Source organism: Tunturibacter empetritectus, assembly GCF_040358985.1.
GTDB lineage: Bacteria > Acidobacteriota > Terriglobia > Terriglobales > Acidobacteriaceae > Edaphobacter > Edaphobacter empetritectus.
The window spans coordinates 3363112-3386040 of the sequence record NZ_CP132932.1 but is presented as its reverse complement, the minus strand read 5'-3'; the positions used below and the strand labels follow the sequence as shown (position 1 = coordinate 3386040).

At 59.6% G+C, this 22929-nt stretch carries 24 protein-coding genes and 3 tRNA genes; 17 read left to right on the top strand and 10 right to left on the bottom strand.

Annotated features, from left to right (window positions below; all coding sequences use genetic code 11):
* Positions 1–33: 33 nt before the first annotated feature.
* From RBB75_RS14000 to RBB75_RS13990, 3 genes are all read right to left on the bottom strand, one after another.
* A tRNA-Thr gene (locus tag RBB75_RS14000) sits at positions 34–108 on the bottom strand.
* Between the two features lie 272 nt (positions 109–380).
* Positions 381–467: transfer RNA gene (locus RBB75_RS13995), tRNA-Tyr, on the bottom strand.
* 190 nt (positions 468–657) lie between these two features.
* Positions 658–733: transfer RNA gene (locus tag RBB75_RS13990), tRNA-Thr, on the bottom strand.
* A 243-nt stretch (positions 734–976) separates the two neighbouring features.
* On the opposite strand from RBB75_RS13990, the gene RBB75_RS13985 reads away from it, so the two are divergent.
* The 4 genes from RBB75_RS13985 (at position 977) to RBB75_RS13970 (ending at position 4952) form a co-directional block, all read left to right on the top strand.
* Positions 977–1798, top strand: coding sequence for a hypothetical protein (locus tag RBB75_RS13985; protein WP_353068426.1), 822 nt, complete (start codon positions 977–979; stop codon positions 1796–1798).
* A 137-nt stretch (positions 1799–1935) separates the two neighbouring features.
* Positions 1936–2946 carry a hypothetical protein gene (locus tag RBB75_RS13980; RefSeq protein ID WP_353068425.1) on the top strand — a complete coding sequence of 337 codons (1011 nt, stop codon included), beginning with the start codon at positions 1936–1938 and terminating at the stop codon, positions 2944–2946.
* A gap of 13 nt (positions 2947–2959) precedes the next feature.
* Entirely contained in the window at positions 2960–3628 is a 669-nt protein-coding gene (locus RBB75_RS13975) for a histidine phosphatase family protein (RefSeq protein ID WP_353068424.1), read from the top strand.
* Complete coding sequence (locus tag RBB75_RS13970; RefSeq protein WP_353068423.1) at positions 3621–4952, top strand: PQQ-dependent sugar dehydrogenase; 1332 nt, start codon at positions 3621–3623, stop codon at positions 4950–4952. Before RBB75_RS13975 ends, RBB75_RS13970 begins: the two co-directional genes overlap by 8 nt.
* Positions 4953–5039: 87 nt before the next feature.
* Here RBB75_RS13970 and RBB75_RS13965 read toward each other — a convergent pair whose 3' ends face one another.
* Both RBB75_RS13965 and RBB75_RS13960 read right to left on the bottom strand, forming a co-directional pair.
* Positions 5040–6536, bottom strand: coding sequence for an HD-GYP domain-containing protein (locus RBB75_RS13965; protein ID WP_353068422.1), 1497 nt, complete (start codon positions 6534–6536; stop codon positions 5040–5042).
* A 296-nt stretch (positions 6537–6832) separates the two neighbouring features.
* Entirely contained in the window at positions 6833–7852 is a 1020-nt protein-coding gene (locus RBB75_RS13960) for a M23 family metallopeptidase (RefSeq protein WP_257031039.1), read from the bottom strand.
* A 222-nt stretch (positions 7853–8074) separates the two neighbouring features.
* On the opposite strand from RBB75_RS13960, the gene thiL reads away from it, so the two are divergent.
* From thiL to RBB75_RS13945, 3 genes are all read left to right on the top strand, one after another.
* A complete protein-coding gene (thiL, locus tag RBB75_RS13955) occupies positions 8075–9154 on the top strand; it encodes a thiamine-phosphate kinase (RefSeq protein ID WP_353068421.1) in 1080 nt (359 codons plus the stop codon).
* A 66-nt stretch (positions 9155–9220) separates the two neighbouring features.
* The gene (locus RBB75_RS13950) at positions 9221–10357 is read left to right on the top strand and encodes a cystathionine gamma-lyase (protein WP_179637349.1); all 1137 of its coding nucleotides are present in this window, start codon (positions 9221–9223) and stop codon (positions 10355–10357) included.
* 203 nt (positions 10358–10560) lie between these two features.
* Positions 10561–11160, top strand: a complete 600-nt coding sequence (locus RBB75_RS13945) for a hypothetical protein (RefSeq protein ID WP_179638774.1) — start codon at positions 10561–10563, stop codon at positions 11158–11160.
* Here RBB75_RS13945 and rsmD read toward each other — a convergent pair.
* Positions 11102–11701 carry a 16S rRNA (guanine(966)-N(2))-methyltransferase RsmD gene (gene rsmD, locus RBB75_RS13940; RefSeq protein ID WP_179637348.1) on the bottom strand — a complete coding sequence of 200 codons (600 nt, stop codon included), beginning with the start codon at positions 11699–11701 and terminating at the stop codon, positions 11102–11104. The two genes, RBB75_RS13945 and rsmD, sit on opposite strands and share 59 nt — an antisense overlap.
* Before the next feature lie 105 nt (positions 11702–11806).
* Here rsmD and RBB75_RS13935 point away from each other — a divergent pair, with 105 nt between their 5' ends.
* Both RBB75_RS13935 and rsmI read left to right on the top strand, forming a co-directional pair.
* Positions 11807–12913, top strand: a complete 1107-nt coding sequence (locus tag RBB75_RS13935; RefSeq protein ID WP_179637347.1) for a site-2 protease family protein — start codon at positions 11807–11809, stop codon at positions 12911–12913.
* Positions 12913–13797, top strand: coding sequence for a 16S rRNA (cytidine(1402)-2'-O)-methyltransferase (rsmI, locus tag RBB75_RS13930; protein ID WP_353068420.1), 885 nt, complete (start codon positions 12913–12915; stop codon positions 13795–13797). The genes RBB75_RS13935 and rsmI overlap by 1 nt, the downstream gene beginning before the upstream one ends.
* A gap of 144 nt (positions 13798–13941) precedes the next feature.
* On the opposite strand, the gene RBB75_RS13925 is transcribed toward rsmI, so the two are convergent.
* Positions 13942–14355: a hypothetical protein gene (locus tag RBB75_RS13925; protein ID WP_179637345.1), complete on the bottom strand. Its 414-nt coding sequence runs from the start codon at positions 14353–14355 to the stop codon at positions 13942–13944.
* A 103-nt stretch (positions 14356–14458) separates the two neighbouring features.
* On the opposite strand from RBB75_RS13925, the gene RBB75_RS13920 reads away from it, so the two are divergent.
* The 4 genes from RBB75_RS13920 (at position 14459) to moeB (ending at position 17523) form a co-directional block, all read left to right on the top strand.
* Positions 14459–15394, top strand: a complete 936-nt coding sequence (locus tag RBB75_RS13920; RefSeq protein ID WP_353068419.1) for a PLP-dependent cysteine synthase family protein — start codon at positions 14459–14461, stop codon at positions 15392–15394.
* Positions 15395–15399: 5 nt separating this feature from the next.
* Positions 15400–15918 (top strand): M67 family metallopeptidase, encoded by a 519-nt coding sequence (locus tag RBB75_RS13915; RefSeq protein ID WP_353068418.1) that lies wholly within the window; start codon positions 15400–15402, stop codon positions 15916–15918.
* Positions 15915–16202, top strand: a complete 288-nt coding sequence (locus tag RBB75_RS13910) for a MoaD/ThiS family protein (RefSeq protein WP_353068417.1) — start codon at positions 15915–15917, stop codon at positions 16200–16202. Before RBB75_RS13915 ends, RBB75_RS13910 begins: the two co-directional genes overlap by 4 nt.
* Positions 16203–16299: 97 nt before the next feature.
* Complete coding sequence (gene moeB / locus RBB75_RS13905; protein ID WP_353068416.1) at positions 16300–17523, top strand: molybdopterin-synthase adenylyltransferase MoeB; 1224 nt, start codon at positions 16300–16302, stop codon at positions 17521–17523.
* A 78-nt stretch (positions 17524–17601) separates the two neighbouring features.
* Here moeB and RBB75_RS13900 read toward each other — a convergent pair whose 3' ends face one another.
* Genes RBB75_RS13900 through RBB75_RS13890 form a run of 3 tightly spaced genes read right to left on the bottom strand, consistent with a single transcriptional unit; the run spans position 17602 to position 19792 of the window.
* Positions 17602–17967 carry a VOC family protein gene (locus tag RBB75_RS13900; protein WP_353068415.1) on the bottom strand — a complete coding sequence of 122 codons (366 nt, stop codon included), beginning with the start codon at positions 17965–17967 and terminating at the stop codon, positions 17602–17604.
* Between the two features lie 31 nt (positions 17968–17998).
* The gene (locus RBB75_RS13895; protein ID WP_179637339.1) at positions 17999–19315 is read right to left on the bottom strand and encodes a homoserine dehydrogenase; all 1317 of its coding nucleotides are present in this window, start codon (positions 19313–19315) and stop codon (positions 17999–18001) included.
* Positions 19316–19318: 3 nt separating this feature from the next.
* Complete coding sequence (locus tag RBB75_RS13890) at positions 19319–19792, bottom strand: nucleoside deaminase (RefSeq protein ID WP_179637338.1); 474 nt, start codon at positions 19790–19792, stop codon at positions 19319–19321.
* Positions 19793–19849: 57 nt separating this feature from the next.
* On the opposite strand from RBB75_RS13890, the gene allB reads away from it, so the two are divergent.
* The 4 genes from allB to pucL are packed head-to-tail and all read left to right on the top strand — an operon-like array spanning position 19850 to position 22929.
* Positions 19850–21196, top strand: a complete 1347-nt coding sequence (gene allB, locus RBB75_RS13885) for an allantoinase AllB (protein ID WP_353068414.1) — start codon at positions 19850–19852, stop codon at positions 21194–21196.
* Between the two features lie 13 nt (positions 21197–21209).
* A complete protein-coding gene (uraD, locus tag RBB75_RS13880; protein WP_353068413.1) occupies positions 21210–21725 on the top strand; it encodes a 2-oxo-4-hydroxy-4-carboxy-5-ureidoimidazoline decarboxylase in 516 nt (171 codons plus the stop codon).
* 2 nt (positions 21726–21727) lie between these two features.
* Positions 21728–22066, top strand: coding sequence for a hydroxyisourate hydrolase (gene uraH / locus RBB75_RS13875; RefSeq protein ID WP_179637335.1), 339 nt, complete (start codon positions 21728–21730; stop codon positions 22064–22066).
* A gap of 2 nt (positions 22067–22068) precedes the next feature.
* On the top strand, positions 22069–22929 hold the full coding sequence (gene pucL, locus RBB75_RS13870) for a factor-independent urate hydroxylase (RefSeq protein ID WP_179637334.1): 861 nt from the start codon (positions 22069–22071) through the stop codon (positions 22927–22929).

Below are 22929 nucleotides of genomic sequence, written 5' to 3'. Positions count from 1 at the left end.
CCTGCAGGGACCGAGCCCTTTGCTTCAAAGATCTGGAGCTGACGGAGAGGCTTGAACTCTCGACCTCTCCCTTACCAAGGGAGTGCTCTACCACTGAGCTACGCCAGCGTCTTACAAAACACGCAAAACAATCTGCTAAAACTTTTTACCAAACAATCTTACCGCGAACGCAACCGTCCGAGTATGACACGAAAGGCAAAAAAACCTAACAGGATCCAGGTTAGCTGCTGATACTTGCCTGGCTCCATTGTCTGCCAGACCGCTATCGCCAACAACCCCAGCACAACCAGCGCGATCCACATCCTTCCGCTGCTTGCCGGACTCAGATCCACAACACTCACCAGTTACAGCAACATTCCACAACCGCAGTACAAAACTTATGGTGCACAGGGGAGGATTCGAACCTCCGTAACTCGAAGAGTGGCAGATTTACAGTCTGCTGCCATTAACCACTCGGCCACCTGTGCACATCCTGCTTTGAACTCCAGCGCGCAGCCCTCATCTCAATCTCTCAAGTCCGCACCTCGATTCTAAACCGCGAATCGGGCGCGTACTCACCCTTGAAGGAATGACCTTGAAGAATGAAGAGGAGGCCTGCAGAGCCAGAACGGCAAGCAGTACAACCAAATCCGTCTTTCTTTTCCCGCTGCTTGAAACTGGAGCTGGCGAAGGGACTTGAACCCCCGACCCTCTGATTACAAATCAGATGCTCTACCAGCTGAGCTACGCCAGCCCAAACAGCAATTTTGCCCTCTGTAAGCTCAGCCGCCCAACGCGCAGCAGTGCCCGCGCAGAGTGCGCCGCAGACCTAACTTTAGCATAGCGGGAACACTGGAGCAATGGGTTGCAAGGGGCGGATCTCCTCCGCTTACCGACCCACCGGGGAATACGTCCAAAGCTCGCCTCCGTGCTAGGCTATGCCAGCATTTTCAGTTTCAGCCTGTTGGAAATTCCGGGACCCAGGTCGATCAAATTCATGCGCCTTTTGCTTTTACTCTCTCTTCTGTTCAGCACCCTGCCGATAGTGGCACAGAGCACAGGCGACGCCCCCCAGCTGATCGAAGGCCCACAAAGCGCGTCTCCTCCAAAAGCCGCCGCTATGAACAACGATTCGGTTATCCGCATGGCAAAAGCAGGCTTGGGCGAAGACCTCATCATCCAGACCATCAACACGCAACCCGGAAGATACAATACAGACGCTGACTCCCTCGTGACCCTCAAAACGGCAGGGCTCTCCGACCGCGTCCTCACTGCGATGATGAACAAGAGCCGCCGGCAGCTCACCAACGTGCCGGAGACTGAAAAACCCATCGTCCTCTCCGACGTCAACGAGATTGGCGTCTACTACAAAGACCGCTCAGGAAGGTGGACCGCGATCGACCCTGAGATCGTCCACATCAAGTCGGGCGGATTTATCAAGTCAACCGTAACCAACGGCATCATCAAGCAGGATCGCAACGGCCGCGTCAATGGCCGCGAATCGGCGCTCGCACTCAAGCGCCCAATCGAAGTTCTGCTCTACACGCCTGAAGGCGTTGCCGCCACGGAGTACACCTTCGTTCGCTTCCGCCTCAACTCGAGCAACCGCGAGTTCCGCATCCTTACCGGCGGCGTCTTCCACTCGAGCGGTGGAGCAGACCGCGACGAGGTTCCCTTCAAGCCGGTGCGAACCGCTCCGCGCACCTACGAGTTCACCGTCGGAGATGGCGTCGCTGGCGGCGAGTTCGGCATTCTGCCACCCGGCACCGGCAACGTCACAAACGGCGGAAAGATCTACACCTTCGCCATCGTGGAATAACCTCGCCACTCCTCTTCCACGTCGCACGACGATAAGCCACAACCGGAGGCCATACCCCAAGATGGGCTATGCTTATTGCTTGAGGCGCTGCAGTTCGTGAATCGTACTGACCATGCTGACACTTTGCCCGACCGGCCATGTCCCTGATGCGTAAGCGCACCCGTTACTCCTTCTTGCTGATGCTGGCGTTGATGTCTGCGCTGGTAGTCGCACTGGTGCTGCGAAAGGCCGCTCCGCCAGAGGTTGCGCGTCTGCTGCCCGAGTCCGACGCGATCGTCTACGCCAACCTGAAGCCGCTGCGGGCAGCGACTCACTTTGATCGCTCGCCGGTCAATCGCACCCCCGAGTATCAGCAGTTCATCGACGCCACCGGCATCGTCCCCGAGCGCGATCTCGACTCTGCAGCGTTCGCCCTGCATCGCATGGACGACCCCAACGGCCCGAACGGTCCGGTCGGCTACTCCGAGGTCTTCGAAGGTCGTTTCGATGGGGAGCGCCTGGCGCACTACCTTGCCTCAATCGCTACGGCGAAAGAGAGCTACGCCGATCACGACATCTTCACCATTCGCGTCGGTGACGAGAGCGTTACGCGGCCCCTGCGCATCACGCAGCTCGGTTACGACACCATCGCCGCCTCCAACATGCCGACGGCCGAGCAGATTCACTCCATCCTCGACCGGCATCGCGCCGCTGCATCGCCGTTTTCAGGCTCATCGCTCTTATCCGCACGTTATCGCGACGTGCCCGCGTTTTCAAGCGCCTGGGGCATCGGCCACATCGGTCTCCCCTTCTCTGAGCGCGGCGCAATCAGCATCTTCGGCCTGCAACTGCCCATGTCGGAGGACACCACCTTCGTCGCCAGCCTGCGTTATCTCGGAACCCTGCACCTGCGCCTCGAGCAGATTGCTCCGAACGACGCCGACGCGGCCCGCGCCACCGAGACTCTAACCTTGCTGCTCACGCTCATGAAGACCGTAGAGCAGGCACAGGCGCAGATGCAGCCTCACCCCGCCACCGATGCGGCGTTTCGCGAGCTGACCGACTCCACGAAGATCGAACAGCATAAAGATCGCGCCGTTCTAACTGCAAACATCCCGCTTGAGTTAGTTAAGCAATTCGCATCGCCAAACCCCGACCTTCAGCCATAACGACTGAGACGAGATGACCGACGCCACCATCAAACAGCCCACCCGAATCCTGCTCATTCGCCACGGCCAGAGTGTCGCGAATGCGGGCGGCATCCCGCCGGACCACATCATCAAGCCATTGACAGAGCTCGGCCGCGCCCAGGCAAAGGCCTTCTCCGACGGCTTCTCCTGTGACCCGACCCTGTTTCTGCTCTCGCCGTATCTCCGTGCTCAGCAGACTTCGATCCCGCTTCGAGAGCGCTACCCCAAGGTGCCGATCCAGGAGTTCCACTATCTAAACCCTGCGCGACACAACGGTACCAGCGAAGAGCAGCAGATGCCGCACATTCTGGAGTTCTGGGAGCGAGACGATCCGTCCTACTCCGATGGCCCCGGAGCCGAGTCGTTCAGCGACTTTACCGGCCGCGCCCGCGACGCCATCCGCCGGCTCGCCCAATTGAAATCAGAGGGATGCATTGCCGTCTTCACCCACGGCCTCTTCATGCAGGCCATCCGCCTTCTCTTCCTCTTCCCCCGCGCGACCGACCGGCAACTAATGTCAAACTTTCGGCGCTTTCACTTCGTCAACTTTATAGACAACCTCCAGGCAATTGAGCTCGAGGTCCTCAACGGTCAACTTCGCATGGTCGGGCAACAGCATCTAACCACTTTCACGCTCCAAGGAGAAACGTCTCATGCATAGCTCTACTCCCTCCGTTACTCCCTCCGTTCTTCGAGTCCTGGCTCTGGCGTCCCTCGTCTCTGCGCTGCCGACTTCTGTATTCGCACAGTCCGGCTCAGTCATCACAGGGCCGTCCGCCTTCACCGACTACACACAGGAGCATCCCGGCGTCCGCCGCAAGATCACGCTGGCCGACCTGCCCGAGCCCAAGCCGGACGAGTCGGTCGATAACGGCCCCAGCCTCGTTCCCCGCCCCGAGGGTGCATGGCCGGTCGCGCCTGCCGGCTTCAAGGTTGAGATGTACGCGCAGGGTTTCAAAGAGCCTCGGCTGATGCGCACCGCTCCCAATGGCGATATCTTCCTCGCCGACTCCCACGGCGACAAGATCATGGTCCTCCGTGGCGTGGGCCCTGATGGTAAAGCAGCGACCGTCTCCACCTTTGCCTCCGATCTCGATCTTCCCTTCGGCATCGCCTTCTATCCCAGCGGCCCCAACCCCAAGTGGGTCTATGTCGGCAACACCAAAACCGTGGTCCGCTTTCCGTACAAATCCGGTGACCTGGTTGCAACCGGAAAGCCTGAGACCATCGTCGCCCAGCTTCCTGGCTTCGCCCAGCTCCGTGGCGGCGGACACTGGACACGCGACGTCGTCTTCTCTCCCGACGGCACCAAGATGTTGGTCTCGGTCGGATCCGCCTCGAACGCGGACGATCCTGACACTCACCCCAATGAGTTGCATCGCGCCGACGTACTCGAGTTCACGCCCGAAGGAAAGTTCGTCAAGGTCTACGCCAGCGGCATCCGCAACTGCGTCGGCGAGGCCATCAACCCAACCACGGGCCAGCTCTGGTGCTCCACCAACGAGCGTGACCGCCTCGGCGACAACCTCGTCCCCGACTACATCACCAGCGTCAAGGAGGACGGCTTCTACGGCTGGCCCTGGTACTACATGGGCGGCCATCAGGACCCGCGCCTCATGGGCACTCACCCAGAGTTGAAGGACAAGGTCCTCACGCCCGACGTCATCCTGCAGCCGCACTTCGCCTCACTCGAGCTAGCCTTCTACACCGGCAAGCAGTTTCCCTCTAGTTATGACGGCGACGGCTTCGCAGCCGAGCATGGCTCGTGGAACCGCGCCCACCGCTCCGGCTACGAAGTGATCCGCATTCCCATGCACGACGGCCACGCCACCGGAGAGTACGAGGACTTCCTGACCGGATTCGTCACCTCAGATGGCAAGGTCTGGGGCCGCCCCGTCGGCGTTACCGTAGCCAAGGATGGTTCGCTCTTCGTAACCGACGATGGCTCGAAGACCATCTGGCACGTCAGCTATACCGGAAAGTAGGGCCGTCTCAACAAAACGCCTCGAAAATAAAAGAACGGCCGAGATCTTCGGCCGTTCTTGTTTTGTAGGCATCTCTGAGCTGTTGTGTCAGAAAGCACTTTCAAAAGCTGCGTTTTTGAAGCCCCTGTTTTTGAAGGAATAGCCCAGCGTCGCGCTCGCAACCTGGGGCGCCTGGACAGAAGCGACCTCCCGCTTGCTTGAAACCACTGAGACCAGGGCCTCGAAGCAGTCTGCATCGAGCTGTACCGGAATGAGCTTCGACATGATCGACAGCGTCTCGTCAAGCTCGATACCCGCTCGGTAGGGACGATCCTCCGAGAGCGCCGCATACACATCCGCGACCGCAACGATGCGTGACTCAGTCGAAAGATCCGGCCCCTTCAGATGATCGGGGTAGCCCGAGCCGTCAAGTTTTTCATGATGCTCGCCTGCGATCACCGCCATCTCGCGGAAGGGTGCAACCCGCTCTAGAATCCGTCGCGTAATCCGCGGATGCTCGTACACTGCCTTCCACTCTTCCGAGCTCAACTGACCCTTTTTGTCGAGGATCGCATTGGCGACTCCCAGCTTGCCGATGTCATGCAGCAAAGCCGCTCTGCGAACCAGTTGCGCGCGGTCTGCCGCAAGTCCCATCGCCTGCGCAATGCCAAACGCCGCGTCCGCAACCCCTTGAGAGTGGCGATAGGTAAAGTGAGACTTCGCATCCACCACATCCGCAAACGCCTCGCAGATTCGATCGATCTGGCTCGACTCCAACTGGTGCCGCTTGCCGGAGTCAAGGTCCAGAACAGCCTGCCGTGTATCCTGCTCTACATCAGCGGGCGAGCAGTGATTCCAGAGCGCCCCCCGACGGTGCAGCGATCGTGCGATGCGGACCAGCTGCGGATCAAACCAGGTTCCGCTGCGCTCTTCGAGCGTGTCGATCGCGCTCTGCGTTCCGGCTGCGGCCGAGACAATATCCAGATGCTGCGCAATCGCGCAGATGCGGGCCAACAAGGGAATCTGCTCTCCCTTCAAGCTGTCGGGATAGCCGCTCCCGTCCCATCGTTCGTCCACGCTGCGGACCGCCTCGGCGGCGATAGACCCCATGCCGAGTTCGTTTAAAATGCTGGCTCCCCGGTCATAACGGGGCGATAGCCTCTCGAAACTCTGGTGACGCGTAATTCCGTTCTTGAAGGATCTGGCGGTCCTGACAACGCGACCTGCGTCCGGAAGAACCTGGCTCCAGAGGAGCTTCAGGGTCGACAGACTCGGTTTGTGCGGTCTGCTCCAGTCTTCGAGACTCACCGCCCTCCTGGCCGCGCGATCGTCTCCGCCTAGAATCTGACTTACGCGGCCGGCGCTGCGACTGCAACCGATATCTTTCAGCAGAAGGGCAAAGTAGAGGCTGCTGGTCTGGTCGGAAGGAAGCTTCACCTCTTCGGCGATGCGCATACCCAGCAGGCAGCTGCGAAGCGCATGTCCATGCACCGCGCCTTCAGTCAGGTCAAGCGCGTAAGAGAGTGCCGAAATGATCTCCGACAGGGAGATGGATCCATCAAAGCTCTGCATATTCCTGGGAAAAGCCGCTGAGGTCTGCATCATGCGTGTCTCGTTCTCTCGTAAAAGCCAGATTGGAATTAAGATCTTCTTCCAGGGCTGACAGACGCGATCTGTTGCAGGACTTCAGTGTTCATGGTGAATATATCGGCGGCAAACCGGGGTGGGTATTACCCAAATGGTGCACAACACGATTGCCCCCAGGAGCTTTCCCAATACGGGAATGGACCTTGGCATGCCTCTCGGTCTCACCCTGTTTCGATCAACCGGTTTCGGGGCACAAAAAACGGCAGAGCCGACAACCTGCATCAGCTCTGCCGTTTCTTTGAAATCGCTAAGAGCTACTGCCCCTTCGCTATCTCCGTACCCAGGTCCGCCAGCGTCGTCCGCAGATATTTGTGCGGATTCACCGGCGTATTCCTGATGCGAACCTCGTAGTGCAGATGCGAGCCCGTCGTGCGCCCACTGTGGCCCACATAACCGATCACCTGGCCACGAACCACCGTCTGCCCCGCGATGCAGGCGAAGCCCGACATATGCCCATAGACTGTCTCAACCCCATGCCCGTGGTCGATCACGACCTCGCGCCCGTAGCCATTGGACATCTCTGCCTGCTTCACGATGCCGTCTCCGGTCGCACGGATGGGAATTCCATTGGGAGCACTGATGTCGATGCCGGTGTGAAACTCGCCTTCGCCATTGCCCAGGATCGGATCCTCACGCTGGCCAAAGCTGCTCGTGATCGGGCCCATGATCGGCCACAGCGTCGGAACATACGACGCCAGCTCCAGACTGCCCGCTCCTAGCAGATCGGCAGAGACATATCCAGGGCCGTTCAGACTGGAGATGGCCCGGGTCGCCGTGCCGCTCATCGCCGAGCTGCGCAGTGAATAAAACGCATCGATCGACTTGTAGTAAGCCTGTTCCGAGTTATCCGAAGAGTCCGTGCCATCGGTTAATGGCGTCTTGGCGATTGCCTCCGCCACCCCCGACGACTTGCCATGAGGCTTCTCAGCCACCTTGCCCGCAGGCGACGCAAGCTTGCTCGCCGTCAGACCGTACAGAACCGAGACTTCGCTCGCCAAAGAGCCCAGCGAGGCCGCCTGAATATCTTTTTCGTGCGCCGCCTTCTCCAGGTGTGCATAGTCCTTTTGGAGTGAGTTGTGGTCCTGACGCAACTGATTGAACCGGGCGGTCTTGATCAGCATCCGGGAGTACGACCCGGCCAGCCCGGTAATGGTGAACATGCCGATAATTGCCGCGCCCACAAAGATATACGCGTAGTGCAGAGGCACCGGCACCTTACTTAGGTTGCCCTCTTCATCGCGGCTGACGAGCATGAGGTAATGACGTTTTTTCAGCTTCAATCAGAGTCCCTGGCCCAGGTTTGACCGCGAAGCAAATCGCGGCTCGAAGAAATTTCAATCAAAAAATCACACAAGGCAAATCGAATTCATCAATCGCCATTTCTGATTGCAAATCTCTCTTGAGCGTCCTCTAAGAGGGTACCAAAGCAGTTACCCGCCATGCAAACGAGCATAGACCAGATCTTTTTCCCGTAACTACCACAAAAGAGTCACATTGTGCTAAACGTTTATGCTGCCATCAGCATGAAAAAACCTTCCCCACCCTTTGGAGAACTCGATCTGATCGAGCAGATCCGCCAAGATTTTGCCACCAGCAGCAGCGCGGTCAAGCTCGGCATCGGCGACGACTGCGCGATCCTCCGCCCTCCCCCTGGATGCGAAGTACTGGTAACCACAGACCTTACGCTCGAGGGACGGCACTTCCGCTGCGACTCCCACCCTCCGGAGTCGGTAGGCCATCGCTGCCTCGCTCGTGGACTGAGCGACCTCGCCGCCATGGGCGCGACTCCCATCGCCGCCTTCCTCTCCCTCGCGCTTCCCTCCACCATGCTCACAAAATCCGCTGGCCGCGCCTGGACAAAAGGCTTCTTCCACGGCCTGCGTGCGCTCGCCGAGTTGCACAGCGTCCCCCTCGCAGGAGGAGACACCTCAGAGTCGCCCGGCGGCAGGAGCGCCTTGATCCTCGCCGACATCGTTCTGATCGGATCCGCTCCAAAGGGTAGAGCACTGCGCCGCTCTGGAGCCTCCCCGGGAGACGCACTCTACGTAACCGGCCAACTCGGTGGCGCGGCCGCAGAGTTAGCGACCATGCTGAGTAGAAGACGTCGGACCCTGAATCATCAAACCAACGAAGATCATCCCCACATGTTTCCCGAGCCACGTCTGGACGTGGGCGAGGCCCTCCAGCGACGTGGACTCGCCACGGCCTGCCTCGATATCAGCGACGGGCTCTCGACAGACCTGTCCCACCTCTGCCGCGCCTCAGGAGTCAGCGCAGAGATCGAACAGGAGGCACTGCCGATTCATCCGTTCGCGCGCAAGCTGAATGCCGCCGCTGCCCTGCAAGCAACGTTGCACGGGGGCGAAGACTACGAGCTGCTCTTCGCCGCGCCATCCTCCGTCAAGATGCCATCCACTCTCGCTGGAGTGCCGCTCACGAGAATCGGCACTCTCAAGACACGACGCACCGGACACGCACTGATGACTCTGCTAGCGCCAGATGGCAGCCGTACAGAGTTGAAGCCCGGCGGTTGGGAACACTTCTCTAAACCTGCCAGTAAATCGAAAAAAGCGTAGAAGAAGCTACCCCGCTAAGCCTGCTACCATCAATCGGTTCAAACCGAATCTGCACCTCGAAAATCTATGCGCGACTCCACCAAGATCATCCGTTCCACGCTAAGCCGAACCGTTCCCGGCGAGCCACTGCACGCAGGGCCTGTCTTCGCAGCGCCGTATCACACACCAGGCGACCCATCGGAGACCCCCTACACGTACGCACGCTCGCACAATCCAACCTGGACTGCACTCGAAAGAGCCATCGGCCAGATGGAGTCCGGCCAGCTCGCTTCAGGCGAAAACTACCAGGCAACCGCGCTTGTCTTCGCCTCTGGCATGGCAGCGTGTGCCGCGGTCTTCGGAGCGATCCTGCGACCCGGTGACGTCGTCGTTCTTCCATCGAACGCGTACTACACCGCCCGCGTCCTGCTGCAGGAGTACTTCGCTCCCATGGGAATCACGCTGCGTATGGCACCCACCGCTGGAAACGCGCAGGCTGAGCTGCTTGAGGGCGCGCGTCTTCTCTGGCTGGAGTCGCCCAGCAACCCCGGCATGGAGATATGCGACATCGCCCTGCTCAGCGAAGCAGCGCATCGTGCGGGTGCTCTGGTCGCTGTAGACAACACCACGCTCACGCCGCTGGGACAACTTCCTCTCGCACTTGGCGCCGATTTCTCCGTCGCCTCGGATACGAAGTCGATGACCGGACATAGCGACCTCCTGCTCGGCCACGTCGCAGTGCGCGACCTCGAGCTACGCGCAAAACTCGATCAATGGCGCACCCTTACCGGGGCCGCGTTAGGCCCAATGGAGGCATGGCTCGCGCTGCGTTCTATCGCAACGCTTCCCCTGCGCCTCGAGCGCTCCTGCGAAAACGCGCAACGCATCGCCGAATTTCTCGCATCAAGAAAAGACGTACAGAGCGTCCTGTATCCGGGCCTGCCTACGCATGCCGGCCACGCGATCGCGAAAAGACAGATGCGCTACTTCGGGCCGGTATTGAGCTTCGTATTGCGCGACAAAAAATCCGCCGACACGTTTCTCTCCAAATCATCGCTGCTAACCGAAGCCACCAGCTTCGGCGGTGTGACGACAACAGCGGAGCGTCGCGCGAAATGGGGCGGCGACACTGTCCCGGACGGCTTCATCCGCATGAGCGCCGGCTGCGAGGCCATCGAAGACCTCCTTGACGATATGGCGCAAGCCCTGGACGCGGCGCAATGAGGGTTTTTACCAGAGAAAAATCTGACGGTGGTGAAAGTGCGTTTTTTGCAGGGGATTTTGCGGATTCCGATGTGTTTTTGAATGGTAAATCGTGGTGAACTTGTGGTGAGATGCGTGGCTGACGTGGTGTTTTGGACGTCACCTTTTTGGACTCGAAAGATACGCCAACTTTTCAATATTTATTTTTCGGGGGCCGGGACGTGATGCAAGGTACCGATGTGTTTGCTCAGAACTGGAGCGCCGAGATCCTCAAGACAGCGCCACTCATCTCGCCCGCACGGCAGTTTGTCTATCCAAAACAGATCGCAGGCGAAGAAGACGCCTTGGCCCGAGGTGCGTTGCAGCTGATGGTTCGCCCAGCCGACGGCGGAGCATTCCTCGCCACCTGCGCCCTGGGCTTTACCAACTCCACCATGCCGACCGGCGTCTTTGCCTGTCCCAATCCGCGGGAGATGTGCGCGCTGGCCGGCGGCTACGCCTACATCGTCGATACCACACAACCGCAGCACTGCACTCACATCGAGATGAAGCCTGTGGTCGAAGCACGCCCCCTCGCCCCCCAGGAACTCCTCTTATTTGTCGGCTTTCATTCGATGATCGCCTGGGGTGCAAGCGGACAAGCGTGGGAGACGGCGCGACTCAGCTGGGAGGGAGTCCGCATCACCGGCGTGGAAGGAAACACGCTGCACGGCATGGGCTGGAACCTGTTGACCGATCGCGAGACCGCCTTCGAAGTAGACCTGCTCACTGGCCATCATCAGGGCGGAGGGTTTGCTCAGCCGCCGCAGCGGCAAAAAAACTGAGCGCGGCATCGCCCTGCTTCAACAAACGAGTGTGTTCGAGCACGCCATAGCGTGAAGCAAGCTTCGATTTGCTCCCATGTTCGGCAACCACCACTGCATCCGCACCTAGAATCGCGCGACCACGTACACTCCCGAAAAAATTGAGCGTGCCCGAGTACTCGTCTTCAGCTTCGTAGGGTGGATCAAGATAGACGATATCCACCGGCTGCGTGAGCTTGCCAAGCCGCTGCAGAATCGCTCCCACACCGCGATCCTCCAGCGTAAATCCGCGACCAATCTTCAGCGCGGCAAGATTCTGTCGCAGCGAAGCCAGCGCCGGCTCAGCATTCTCCGCAAACCAGACGTGCTCCGCGCCACGGCTTATCGCTTCAATCCCCACCGCCCCGGTTCCCGCATAAAGATCGACAAAACGACAACCCTCAAGTCGTGGCGCGAGGATGTTGAATAGCGTCTCTCGTAGACGGTCACTGGTCGGACGAGTCTCGAGACCACGTGGAGCTGCGAGCTGGCGAGAGCGGTAAGTACCTGCAATGACGCGCATCTTTCCTATAGTAAGACGGAAGCGAGCCTATAGTAAGACGCAAGCGAGCCTATGGTAAGCCGCCAACACGAGAATCGAGAGACGGCAGCGCATACAATAGTCCTTATGCGTGGGTGGTCTTTTCCGATCGGCAGATTTCTCGGCGTGGATGTCCGCATTCACACCTTCTTCCTCCTTATCCTCGGGTTGTCAATCAGCTACGCGTCCATGACGGGTTCCACTGGGAGCAGAGGATTTGCTCTCTGGCTTCTTCTGCTGCTCGCCGTGGTGATTCGCGAGGTAGCCCGCGCCATCGGGGCAGCCTGGTTCGGGCTAGACCTCCGCAGCATCCTTCTGCTTCCCGTCGGTGGCTTGATGAGCTACGCCAGCACCGAAGCAACCGAGAAAGCCTCCACCCCCGAGATGCAAAAGCGCATGGCCGTCATCGGACCAACAGCGAACATCGGATTCGGAGTGCTGCTGGCCGCGATGACGCTCACGATCGCGCCTGAAGTCAGCATCCTCGAGCGGCCCTGGATGTCGCCCATGCACCTGCTGAGGGCCGCAGTCTGGATGAACATCCTGCTCGGCGTCGTCAATCTGCTGCCAGCCTCGCCGCTCGACGGAGGACGCGTCTTTCGTGGCGAGTTCGCCAAGACCAAAGGCGTCATGAAGAGCACACGAGCCGCGGCAGGTCTGGGCCAGTTCATCTCCATCGCACTCATCGTCGCCGGCCTCCTCGTCCCAAACATGTGGCTGGTCATGATCGGCGCCTTCCTCATGATCGGCGCGCACATGGAAGATCAGGGGCTGTTGCTGCAAACCGATGTCGACGCGGTGCGTATGCGTGACGTCATGCTCACGCAGTTCAGCATGCTCTCGGCCTCGGATACCCTCGAAGACGCGCTCCAACGCTCCGTCCACACCCTGCAGGACGTCTTTCCCGTGGTGCGCGGATCGAATCTCGTTGGCGCGGTCTCACGTCAGAGCATCGTCGACGCCCTGCAAAGCGACGGCAACGGCTACGTGCAGGGCGTGATGACACGCTCCTTCCAGACCGCACAGCCCGACGATTCCCTCGTCAAAACGCTGCGCCGCATCATGGCCGGTCAGGGCGCGCAGATGGTTCCTGTCCTCGAAGGCGACCGCATCGTCGGCATCATCACGCCGCAGAATCTCGCCCTCTCCATGGGGATGCTGAACCAGCGCCGCAAGCTGCGGCAACCGGAATAATGCCCGCAATCCACGACAAAGACGACCGGCCGCTGGCGCCGGGGCTTTACCTCGTAGCCACCCCCATCGGCAATCTCGAAGACATTACGCTCCGGGCGCTGCGAGTTTTGCGTCAAGCGGACCGCATCGCCTGCGAGGACACACGGCAGACGCAAAAACTCCTCAATCACTTCGAGATCCGCACCCCCACTGTCAGCTATCACATGCACAACGAGGGCTCGCGCACGGAAGAACTCATAGCCGAGCTAAAGACAGGCGCCCGCATCGCCGTCGTCAGTGACGCCGGAACGCCCGGTATCGCCGATCCCGGCGGCCAGATCGTCGCCGCTGCCCTCGCTGCCGGAGTCGATGTCTTCCCCATCCCCGGCGCGAATGCCGCAATCAGCGGCTTGATCGCAAGCGGTCTCCCCACCGAGCGCTTCACTTTTCACGGCTTTCTTCCCGCCAAGGCAGGCCAGCGCAAGACCGCGCTCGAAGACCTCATGCGAGGCAAGGTAACTCACGTCTTCTACGAAGCGCCGCACCGCATCCTCGATACCCTCGCCGACATTGACGCCGTCTTCGGTCCTGAGCAACACGTCGTCATCGCGCGCGAGCTGACCAAGCTGCATGAAGAGTTTTTGCGAGGAACAGTCGCCGATCTACGATCCCAACTAGCGGCGCGCGCCAGCGTCCGCGGAGAGATCGTGCTGCTGCTCACCCTGGCCCCAATTGAGAACACCGCTGAAAAGCGGAAGATCACTCTCGCCGCCGAGGTTTCCGCAATGATGAAGTCAGAAGGTATCAGCGAGATGGATGCCCTGAAGCGAGTCGCTCGCGAACGCGGCATCGGCAAGAGCGAAGCCTATCGCGAGTTGCAACGGGAGCAGAATCGGCGACGCTAAAGAAGTTCTGACGAAGTATGCAGCGTTCCCTCAGCGACTAAAGTCGCGTTGCTGCGGTTAGATTTGCGGCGGGACTAAAGTCCCGCCCTTTCAAAAACAGGACCTTGATCGGGAATTTCTAGGATCTCCCGCACTCGCACAGGCTTAGTCCCGTCCCTTGACCCGATCGTATTGGTAGACGTTGCTTGTAGTGCCGAGTGCCTCGTTGTAGAGGACCGTGGCGCCGATCGCTTCCTTCAGCTCTTCGCTGAACTCATGGATCGACCGCAGATGATCCGCCGACGCGGGAATCTCCAGCTTGCTCGTCTTGAGGAATTTTTGATACCCCCGGTCGAGCAGGCGCGCGATCTCGCCATTCAGCAGCCACCCCGGCCGGGCCAGGATCTCGACCGTACCGTCCGGCGCCGCAGCGATCTCAGCCGCACAGCCGTATTTCCTTACCTGGACGGCATTTGGCGTTCGCTTTGCACCCTCCTGAGCGGGGGCAACATCGAATCTCTGGCCCCCGAGGAGACCAAGAACGTCATTGAAGCTTCGTTGTGGGATCTTTTTCGCCATATGTGCAATACGTTAGACTCGATTAACTGTCGCACATCCGCGAGAGTCCTTCAATCGCAGCGGGCGCAACGGTTCAAATGAGTCAAAAGAATATGGAAGCGGCATGATCACCACTCTCAAACCGTTCGGCACAAGCATCCTCGACCGCGTCGGCCACACTCCCCTGGTGAGGCTCGAGCGGCTCAATGCTCATCTGCCCGGAGTCCAGATTTTGGGCAAGGCCGAATGGGCGAACCCCGGAGGCTCGGTGAAAGATCGCGCCGCCTCTGCTATCGTCGCCGACGCACAGCGCAGAGGCCTGCTCAGCGACACACGCGGCCTGCTCGATGCGACCAGCGGCAACACCGGTATCGCCTACGCGATGCTGGGCGCTGCGTTAGGTTTTCGAGTCACCCTCTGCATGCCGTCGAACGTCTCGCCCGAGCGCAAACGCTATCTCGCCGCCTATGGAGCAGAGGTCCTCTGGACCGACCCAGCCAATGGCTCCGACGGCGCAATCCGCAAAGCACGAGAGCTCGCTGCAGCCGAACCGGACAAGTACTACTACGCCGACCAGTACTCCAACGACGAGAACTGGAAGGCGCACTACCGCACCACAGCAAACGAGATCTGGGAGCAGACCGAAGGCCAGGTAACCCACTTCGTCGCGGGACTCGGAACCAGCGGCACGTTCATGGGCACAACCCGCCGCCTGAAGGAACTAAACCCGTCGATCCGTTGCGTCTCGATGCAGCCGGACTCGCCGTTCAACGGCCTCGAAGGCCTGAAGCACATGGCGACCGCGATCGTGCCGCGCATCTACGACCCTTCGCTCGCCGACGCGAATATCGACATGCCCACCGAAACCGCCTACGAGATGGTGAAAGATCTGGCGCGCAATCAAGGCCTGTTGATTGGAATCTCCGCTGCAGGCGCCGTCGCAGCCTCTCTTCAAATCGGCGAGCAGGAGGCCAGCGCTGGACGCGAGGCCGTCATCGTCACCATCCTCTGCGACTCGGCAGAAAAATACATGAGCGAACGCTTCTGGCAGGAGGGCTAACCCAGATGCTACGCATCCACTACGCTGACTACGAAGCCCTCCGCGCTCACGGCGAAGAGACCTACCCGAACGAGTGCTGCGGCGTCCTGCTCGGAAAGAACATCGCCGGCGAGGGCGATGGCGCCCCCGTCAATAGCGCTGCGGCAGTCAACTACGTCCAGCAGATCGTCCGCGCCGGCAACACCCGCACCGACTCCGCCCACAACCGCTACCACATCGCCCCTCAGGAGCTCGTCAAGATTCAGCGGCAGGCGCGCGGCCTCGGACTGGACATCGTCGGCTTCTACCACTCGCATCCCGACCATCCCGCCCAGTGGTCGAAGACCGACTTCGCCGAAGCCCACTGGCTCGGCTGCTCCTACATCATCACCAGCGTTGAACAGGGCAAAGCTATCCTGACAAACTCCTTTCTGCTGAGCGGAACCGGAGAAGACGACAAGAACTTCGAGGACCAAGCCATTCAAATCGACATAGCCCCTAACGTCGCCGAAGCAGCGGCACTCAACCAGAAAGGTCAGGCATGAACATTCACATCCCCACCCCGCTGCGCGCCTACACCGGCGGACTCGAGACCGTCAGCGTCACGGGAACGACCGTCAGCAGTGTATTTCAACAGCTAACTGTTCAATACCCTGAACTGAAACCTCATCTCTTCACCCCGGAGGGCAAGCTCCGCTCGTTCGTGAATGTCTACCTGAACGACGACGACATCCGCTACCTCCCAAACAAAGAAGAAACCCCGGCAACCGACACGGACGAACTCACGATCATCCCCTCCATCGCCGGCGGAACGAGCTGTCGACTATAAAATTTTCCTATTTGTAACCGTCTAAGGAATCGGTTCGAAGACGGTTTTACGAGATGAAGGTTTTTTGACGCCTCCACATGAGGCAGAGGAAAAGACAATGCCAACAGCCATAGAAGAGACCGTAGAACTCCCCAAGCTCTCCAATGACGAGATTGCTCGATACTCCCGCCACCTGATACTTCCCGAAGTTGGGATGGAGGGCCAGCAGAAGCTGAAGGCCGCCAAGGTACTCTGCGTCGGCACCGGTGGGCTCGGCGCACCTCTCGCACTTTATCTCGCGGCCGCAGGTGTAGGCACCATCGGCCTTGTCGACTTCGACACCGTCGACGCCAGCAACCTGCAGCGCCAGATCATCCACTCGACCGCGACCGTCGGCAAGCTCAAGGTCGACTCCGCCGAGATCATGCTCAAGGGCCTCAACCCCACCGTCAAAGTCATCAAACACAACACCATGCTCACCAGCGCCAACGCGCTCGAGATTTTGAAAGACTACGACGTCATCGCCGACGGCACCGACAACTTCCAGACCCGCTACCTCGTCAACGACGCCTGCGTCCTGCTCGGTAAGCCCAACGCCTACGGCTCCATCTTTCGCTTCGAAGGCCAGGCCAGCGTCTTCGGCACCAAAGAAGGCCCCTGCTACCGCTGCCTCTATCCCGAGCCGCCACCGCCGGGCCTGGTCCCCTCCTGCGCAGAAGGCGGCGTGCTCGGCATTCTCCCCGGCCTCGTCGGAGTCATCCAGGCAACCGAGACCATCAAGCTGATCCTCGGCATCGGCGACCCACTCATCGGCCGGCTGCTCCTTGTCGACGCTCTCGGCATGAGCTTCCGCACCCTCAAGCTGCGCAAAAATCCCGAGTGCCCCGTCTGCGGTCCCAACCCCACCGTGACCGAACTCATCGACTACGACCAGTTCTGCGGCATCACTCCGCCCAGCGAAGTCGGTCCTCTTGAAGTCGCGCGCGACAAGGCAATCAGCGATCTTCCCGTGGTCGATGGTATTCCGCAGATCTCGGTCCAGGAGTTGAAGCGCAAGCTCGACGCCAAGGAAGACGTTTTCGTCCTCGACGTTCGCGAGCCGCACGAATACAAGATCGTAAACCTCGGCGCACCGCTGATCCCGGTCGGCGAAATAGCTCTTCGCTCCGCCGAATTAGCCGACAAAAAACACAGCGAGATCGTCGTCCACTGCAAGTCCGGCGCCCGCAGCCAGAGAGCCGCGGTCGCCCTCAAACAAGCCGGATTCACCAACGTATCGAATTTAACCGGCGGCATCCTCGCCTGGGCAGACAAGATCGACCCGTCCCTGCCAAAGTACTAGCAGTAAGCAGTTACAAAGAGGCCGCGAGCATCCATCTCGCGGCCTCTTCTTTTTTCTCAAAATGAGTCAAACAACATCTCACGAAGGATTCTGGTAAAGCCCGAATACGTTTCCCGCGGGATCCTCGAATCTCGCGGTAATCTCCGGCGCATCGACCCCAATCGGCTGCACAATCTTACCTCCTGCGGCGACAACCGCTTCAATCGCAGCAGCCACGCTGTCGACCATGACATAAACCAAAACTCCAGGCACCGACATTGGCGGCCTGCCCGTCACATACGCCCCACTTACCTCGCCGACGCCATCATCAAAAGCAGTAGCACCATCACCTCGCTTACGAACCTCCCACCCAAAGACCTGGTTATAAAACTCAGCCGAACGCGGCACATCCGTCGCCGGTATCTCGACATAACAGATCTTGCCGTTAGCGATCGTCGGTGCCATCACACCCTCCGCAGAAAAATTTGAGAAATTGTTACTCTGCTTTGTCTTCCACTTCCAGCATCTGCAAGCACAGTGGCTTCTCCAGCATGCAATCCATGCGAGCTACTGAAGCCAAAGCCCGCTCAATCGTCGAACTCAGGCAAGGCTCCGTCGTCACCACAAACGGAAGCCGATGCTTCGGATATCCCCGCCGCTGCAGCAGCGAATCGATATTAGCCCCCACCTTCGAAAGCGCCCCCGAGATCGCCGAGACAATTCCCGGCTTGTCGTCGACGACAAATCGCAGATAGTGCGGCGCAAAAAAATCTCCGGTCACCTCGCGCCTTCGCACCGGCAGCTGCACCGTTTTGCAATCCTGCGCAACAGCCAGTAGATCCGACACCACAGCAACCGCCGTAGGTTCGCCACCAGCACCATGTCCCGAAAAAACAACATCACCGCCAAACTTCCCGCTCACCACCACCATATTTTGCGTACCGTGCGACCACGCCATCGGCGAGGCCAGCGGAACCAGCATCGGCGCAACCCGCGCATGCACTATTCTTCCATCAAGCTCAGCGCGCGACACCTGGCGAATCGTGCAGTTCAACTCCTTGGCATAAGAAAAATCGATCGCCTCAATCGCCGAGATCGTCTGCATCGCAACCGCATCCGGGTCCAGCTCAGCGTGCATCGCAATGCGCGACAGAATGCAGAGCTTCGCCCGCGCATCGTAGCCATCTACATCAGCAGACGGATCAGCCTCAGCATAGCCAAGCTGCTGCGCATCCTCCAGAACGGTCGCGTAGTCGGCCCCAGCCTCCATCCGGCTCAAAATGTAGTTGCAAGTGCCGTTCACAATGCCGCTGAGTCTCGTCACCTGGTCGCCGCACAACCCCTGCAACATCCCCGGAATCACCGGCACACCACCCGCAACAGCCGCTCCATGCAACAGGTGAACGTTATGTTGCGCCGCAATCTTCGCCAGTCCCGTACCCCGATAAGCGATGAGCTGCTTATTCGCCGTAACCACCGACTTGCCCGCAGCAAGAGCCTTGCGCAACCATCCTTCTACAGGATTAAGGCCGCCCATCAACTCAATCACAACATCAACATCCGACCGCAAAATCACATCGATATTGTCGGTCCACACCACCGAGCCCGGCACCAACTTTGCAGCCTCAGAGCTACGCTTCCGATCCACATTGCGGTTGAAGATATGCGTCAGCTGCACACCCGGAAACCTCGACGCCGCCAGCACACGCGCCACTGAACCACCGACCGTGCCAAACCCAAGCAGCGCAACCTTCACGACGGAGTCCGATTTACTTTTTTTGGCCGCAACCCTCTTCTTCTGTTTCGTCGTCATGTCTCAGTAGTCGATTCTGCCGGCGCGCTCGCGCCAGGCCTCAAAGCTGGAGATCGCCTGCTCCGGCAGAAGATTGAACGCCGGAATCTTTCGCTGATCAACCGGCAGCTTCATCTCTTCGTAGAGAAAAGCATCGTCAAAGCCGGCTGCAGCAGCATCAGCGGCGCAGTTCCCATAAAAGATCGCCTCGCAACGCGCCCAGTAGATCGCAGCAAGACACATCGGACAAGGCTCACAGCTGGTATAGATATGGCATCCCGTCAGCTGAAACGTCCCAAGCATCTGGCACGCATTGCGGATTGCTACAATCTCGCCATGCGCCGTCGGGTCATTGGTCGCTGTGACCAGGTTCGCGCCTGTAGCAACGATCTCGCCGTCGCGCACAATCACCGCGCCAAACGGCCCTCCGCGACCGGAGGTGACGTTCTCCGTTGCCAGCGCGATCGCTCTCTGCATAAAGACTGGGTTGCCCTGCATTTGACTCGGTATCCTTAAGCCACACGGCGCAGCGGAAGTAAACGGAATAATCAAATTATGGCACATGCCTTTCTCTCAAAACGCATCGTCACCCCACAGGGCACGCAGCCCGGCGCGCTCCTCGTAGACGACGGAACCATATGCGCCATTTGCCGCCAGTCAGAGATCCCCGCTGACACCATCGTTGACGACTGCGGCAATGATGCTCTCCTCCCCGGTCTCGTCGATTCCCACGTCCACATCAACCAGCCGGGGCGCACCGAATGGGAGGGCTTCCGCACGGCAACCCGCGCCGCAGCCGCAGGAGGCTACACCACACTCGTCGACATGCCACTCAACTGCCTCCCAGAGACCACCACCGTTGCCGCCCTCGAAGAAAAGCGCGAGGCCGCAAGCGGCGAGTGCTTCGTAGACTGGGCACCCTGGGGAGGAGCAGTCGCAGACAATCAGCAACACATCCTCCCCCTCGCACAGGCCGGAGTCCTCGGCTTCAAATGTTTCCTCATCTATCCCGGCTGCGACGGCTTCACCATGATCGACCAGCAACAACTGGAAGCCGCGCTGCCATCCGTTGCCCAATCCGGCCTTCCGTTACTAGTGCACGCAGAGTTAGCAGCTCCGATCGATGCTGCAACTCAATCACTGCGCAACGCAGACTGGCGACAGTACCCGACCTACCTGGCGTCGCGCCCCGACGAAGCCGAACTTCAGGCCATTCGCCTGATGATCCGCCTCTGCCGCCAGTACAGCTTCCGTCTGCACATCGTTCACCTCTCCACCGCGCTCGCCCTGGCCGAGTTGAAATCCGCCCGCAAAGCAGGCCTCCCCATCACAGTCGAGACCTGCCCTCACTATCTACACTTTGCTGCAGAAGAGATCGCCGACGGCAACACGCTACTCAAGTGTGCGCCTCCCATTCGCAGCAAGGAAAATCAGCGTGGCCTCTGGCGCGGACTGCACGACGGAACCATCGACATGATTGTCACCGACCACTCCCCCTGTCCACCCGACATGAAGCGCACCGACACCGGCCGCTTCGATCAAGCCTGGGGCGGCATCGCCAGCCTCTCTCTTGCGCTCTCGATCATCCACACCGAGTGCTTCAATCGCGGCGACACGCTCGAAGACATCACACGCTGGATGAGCAGCGCACCCGCAGCCCTGGCCGGCCTCGCTCATCAGGCGGGCGCACTCCAACCTGGTCGAGACGCCAACTTCATCCGCTTCGACACCGAGGCAACCTTCGCCGTCACACCCGACAAACTGCACTACCGCCACGCCATCTCGCCCTACCTCGGCGAAACCCTGCGCGGCATAGTAAAGGCCACCTATCTCCGCGGAGAGCTGGTGTATCACGAAGGCGCCTTCGCTCCCACTCCTCAGGGTCGAGAGGTCAAGTTATAGTAGGCACACACGCATGAACAAAGTCCTCGCCCGATGGAACTCGCTCGACCACGCCACAGCAGCCCGCGAGGCCCTCCCTTGCTGCGGTTCGCATGCGTGGGCGACTGGGCTGGCCTCGGCGCGCCCCGTCGCAGACGAGTCTTCCCTCATCGAAACCTCCGCCGCCATTTGGCAGAATCTGCCGGAGCAGGCGTGGCAGGAAGCCTTCGACAGCCATCCCCGCATCGGACAAAATCACGCACAAACCCACGCAACCGACGAGTCTCTGCGCTGGTCCGCCCAGGAACAACGCGCATTACTCACCGATGACCACACCGCCAAACTAGCTCTCGAAGCCGCAAATCGCCTCTACGAGCAGCGCTTCGGCAGAATCTTCATCATCTGCGCCATAGGCAAAACATCCGCAGAGATCCTCACCACTCTGCAAGCACGAATGCAAAACGACGCCGCAACCGAGCTGCACGAAGCAGCCGAACAACAACGCCAGATCACACAGCTTCGTCTTCACCACTGGCTGGAGTCAAAGTAACCATGGGCATCTCCATACACATTCTCGACACCGCGCTGGGACGGCCGGCCACAGGCGTTCCCATCACCCTCGCTCGCCTTACTGACGGCAAGTGGTCGTCCCTCAACGTAGCGACCACCGACGCCGACGGCCGCTGCAAACATCTCCTTCCCGCAACCGAAGCTCTGCAGCCTGGCAACTATCGCGTTCACTTCGAAACCATCGCTTACTACAACCGGCATCAGCTAAGCGGCCTGTATCCATATATAGAAGTCGTCTTTACAGTCACCGAAGGCGAGCAGCACTACCATATCCCGCTACTCCTGACTGCGAACGGCTACACCACTTACCGAGGAAGCTGACGATGATCGAGCTGGCTGAAAATCGTTACGGAAAATCCCGCATCCGTCTGATGAAGGTCACCCGCCACGCTCATGGCCAGACTTACACTCACGACCTGCGCGAATGGACGGTTCAAGTCTTACTGAAGGGGGATTTCGAAACCGCCCACCTTGAGGGCGACAACAGCAAGATCCTGCCGACTGACACGATGAAGAACACCGTCTACTCGCTCGCGCGAACTTCAAAGGCGATCGCCATGGAGGACTACGCCAAAGAGTTGGTCGACTTCCTCCTGACAAGAAATCCGCAAGTCTCCTCCGCCTCGGTTCGCGTGGAAAGCACGATGTGGAAACGCCTTACCGTAGACGGAGAACCTCATCCCAGCGCCTTCATGCGCGGCAGCGGCGAGCTTCAAACCACCAGCGTAGAACGTGCGCAGGCCGGGAGCTTTCACATCCTCTCCGGCCTCGACAACCTCGTTCTGCTTAAGACCGCAAACTCCGGCTTCGAGGGCTACATCAAAGACTCCCTCACCACCCTGCCCGAGACCAAAGACCGTCTCTTCGGAACCGCTGTCACTGCCGACTGGTGCTACACCTCACCGAACCTGGACTTTGACGCAGTGCGTACAGAGATTCGCGAGGCCATGCTGCGCACCTTCGCCAACCACAACAGCAAATCCGTACAGCAGACTCTCTACGCCATGGCAGAGAGCGCCCTCGAAGCCGTCCCGCAAATCGACGAGATCGAGATCACCATGCCCAACAAGCACTGCCTTCTCGTCGACCTCTCCCGCTTTAACCAGGACAATCCTAACGAGATCTTCGTCCCCACCGACGAGCCTCATGGATACATCGAGGCGCGCGTCCGTCGCAGATCGTGA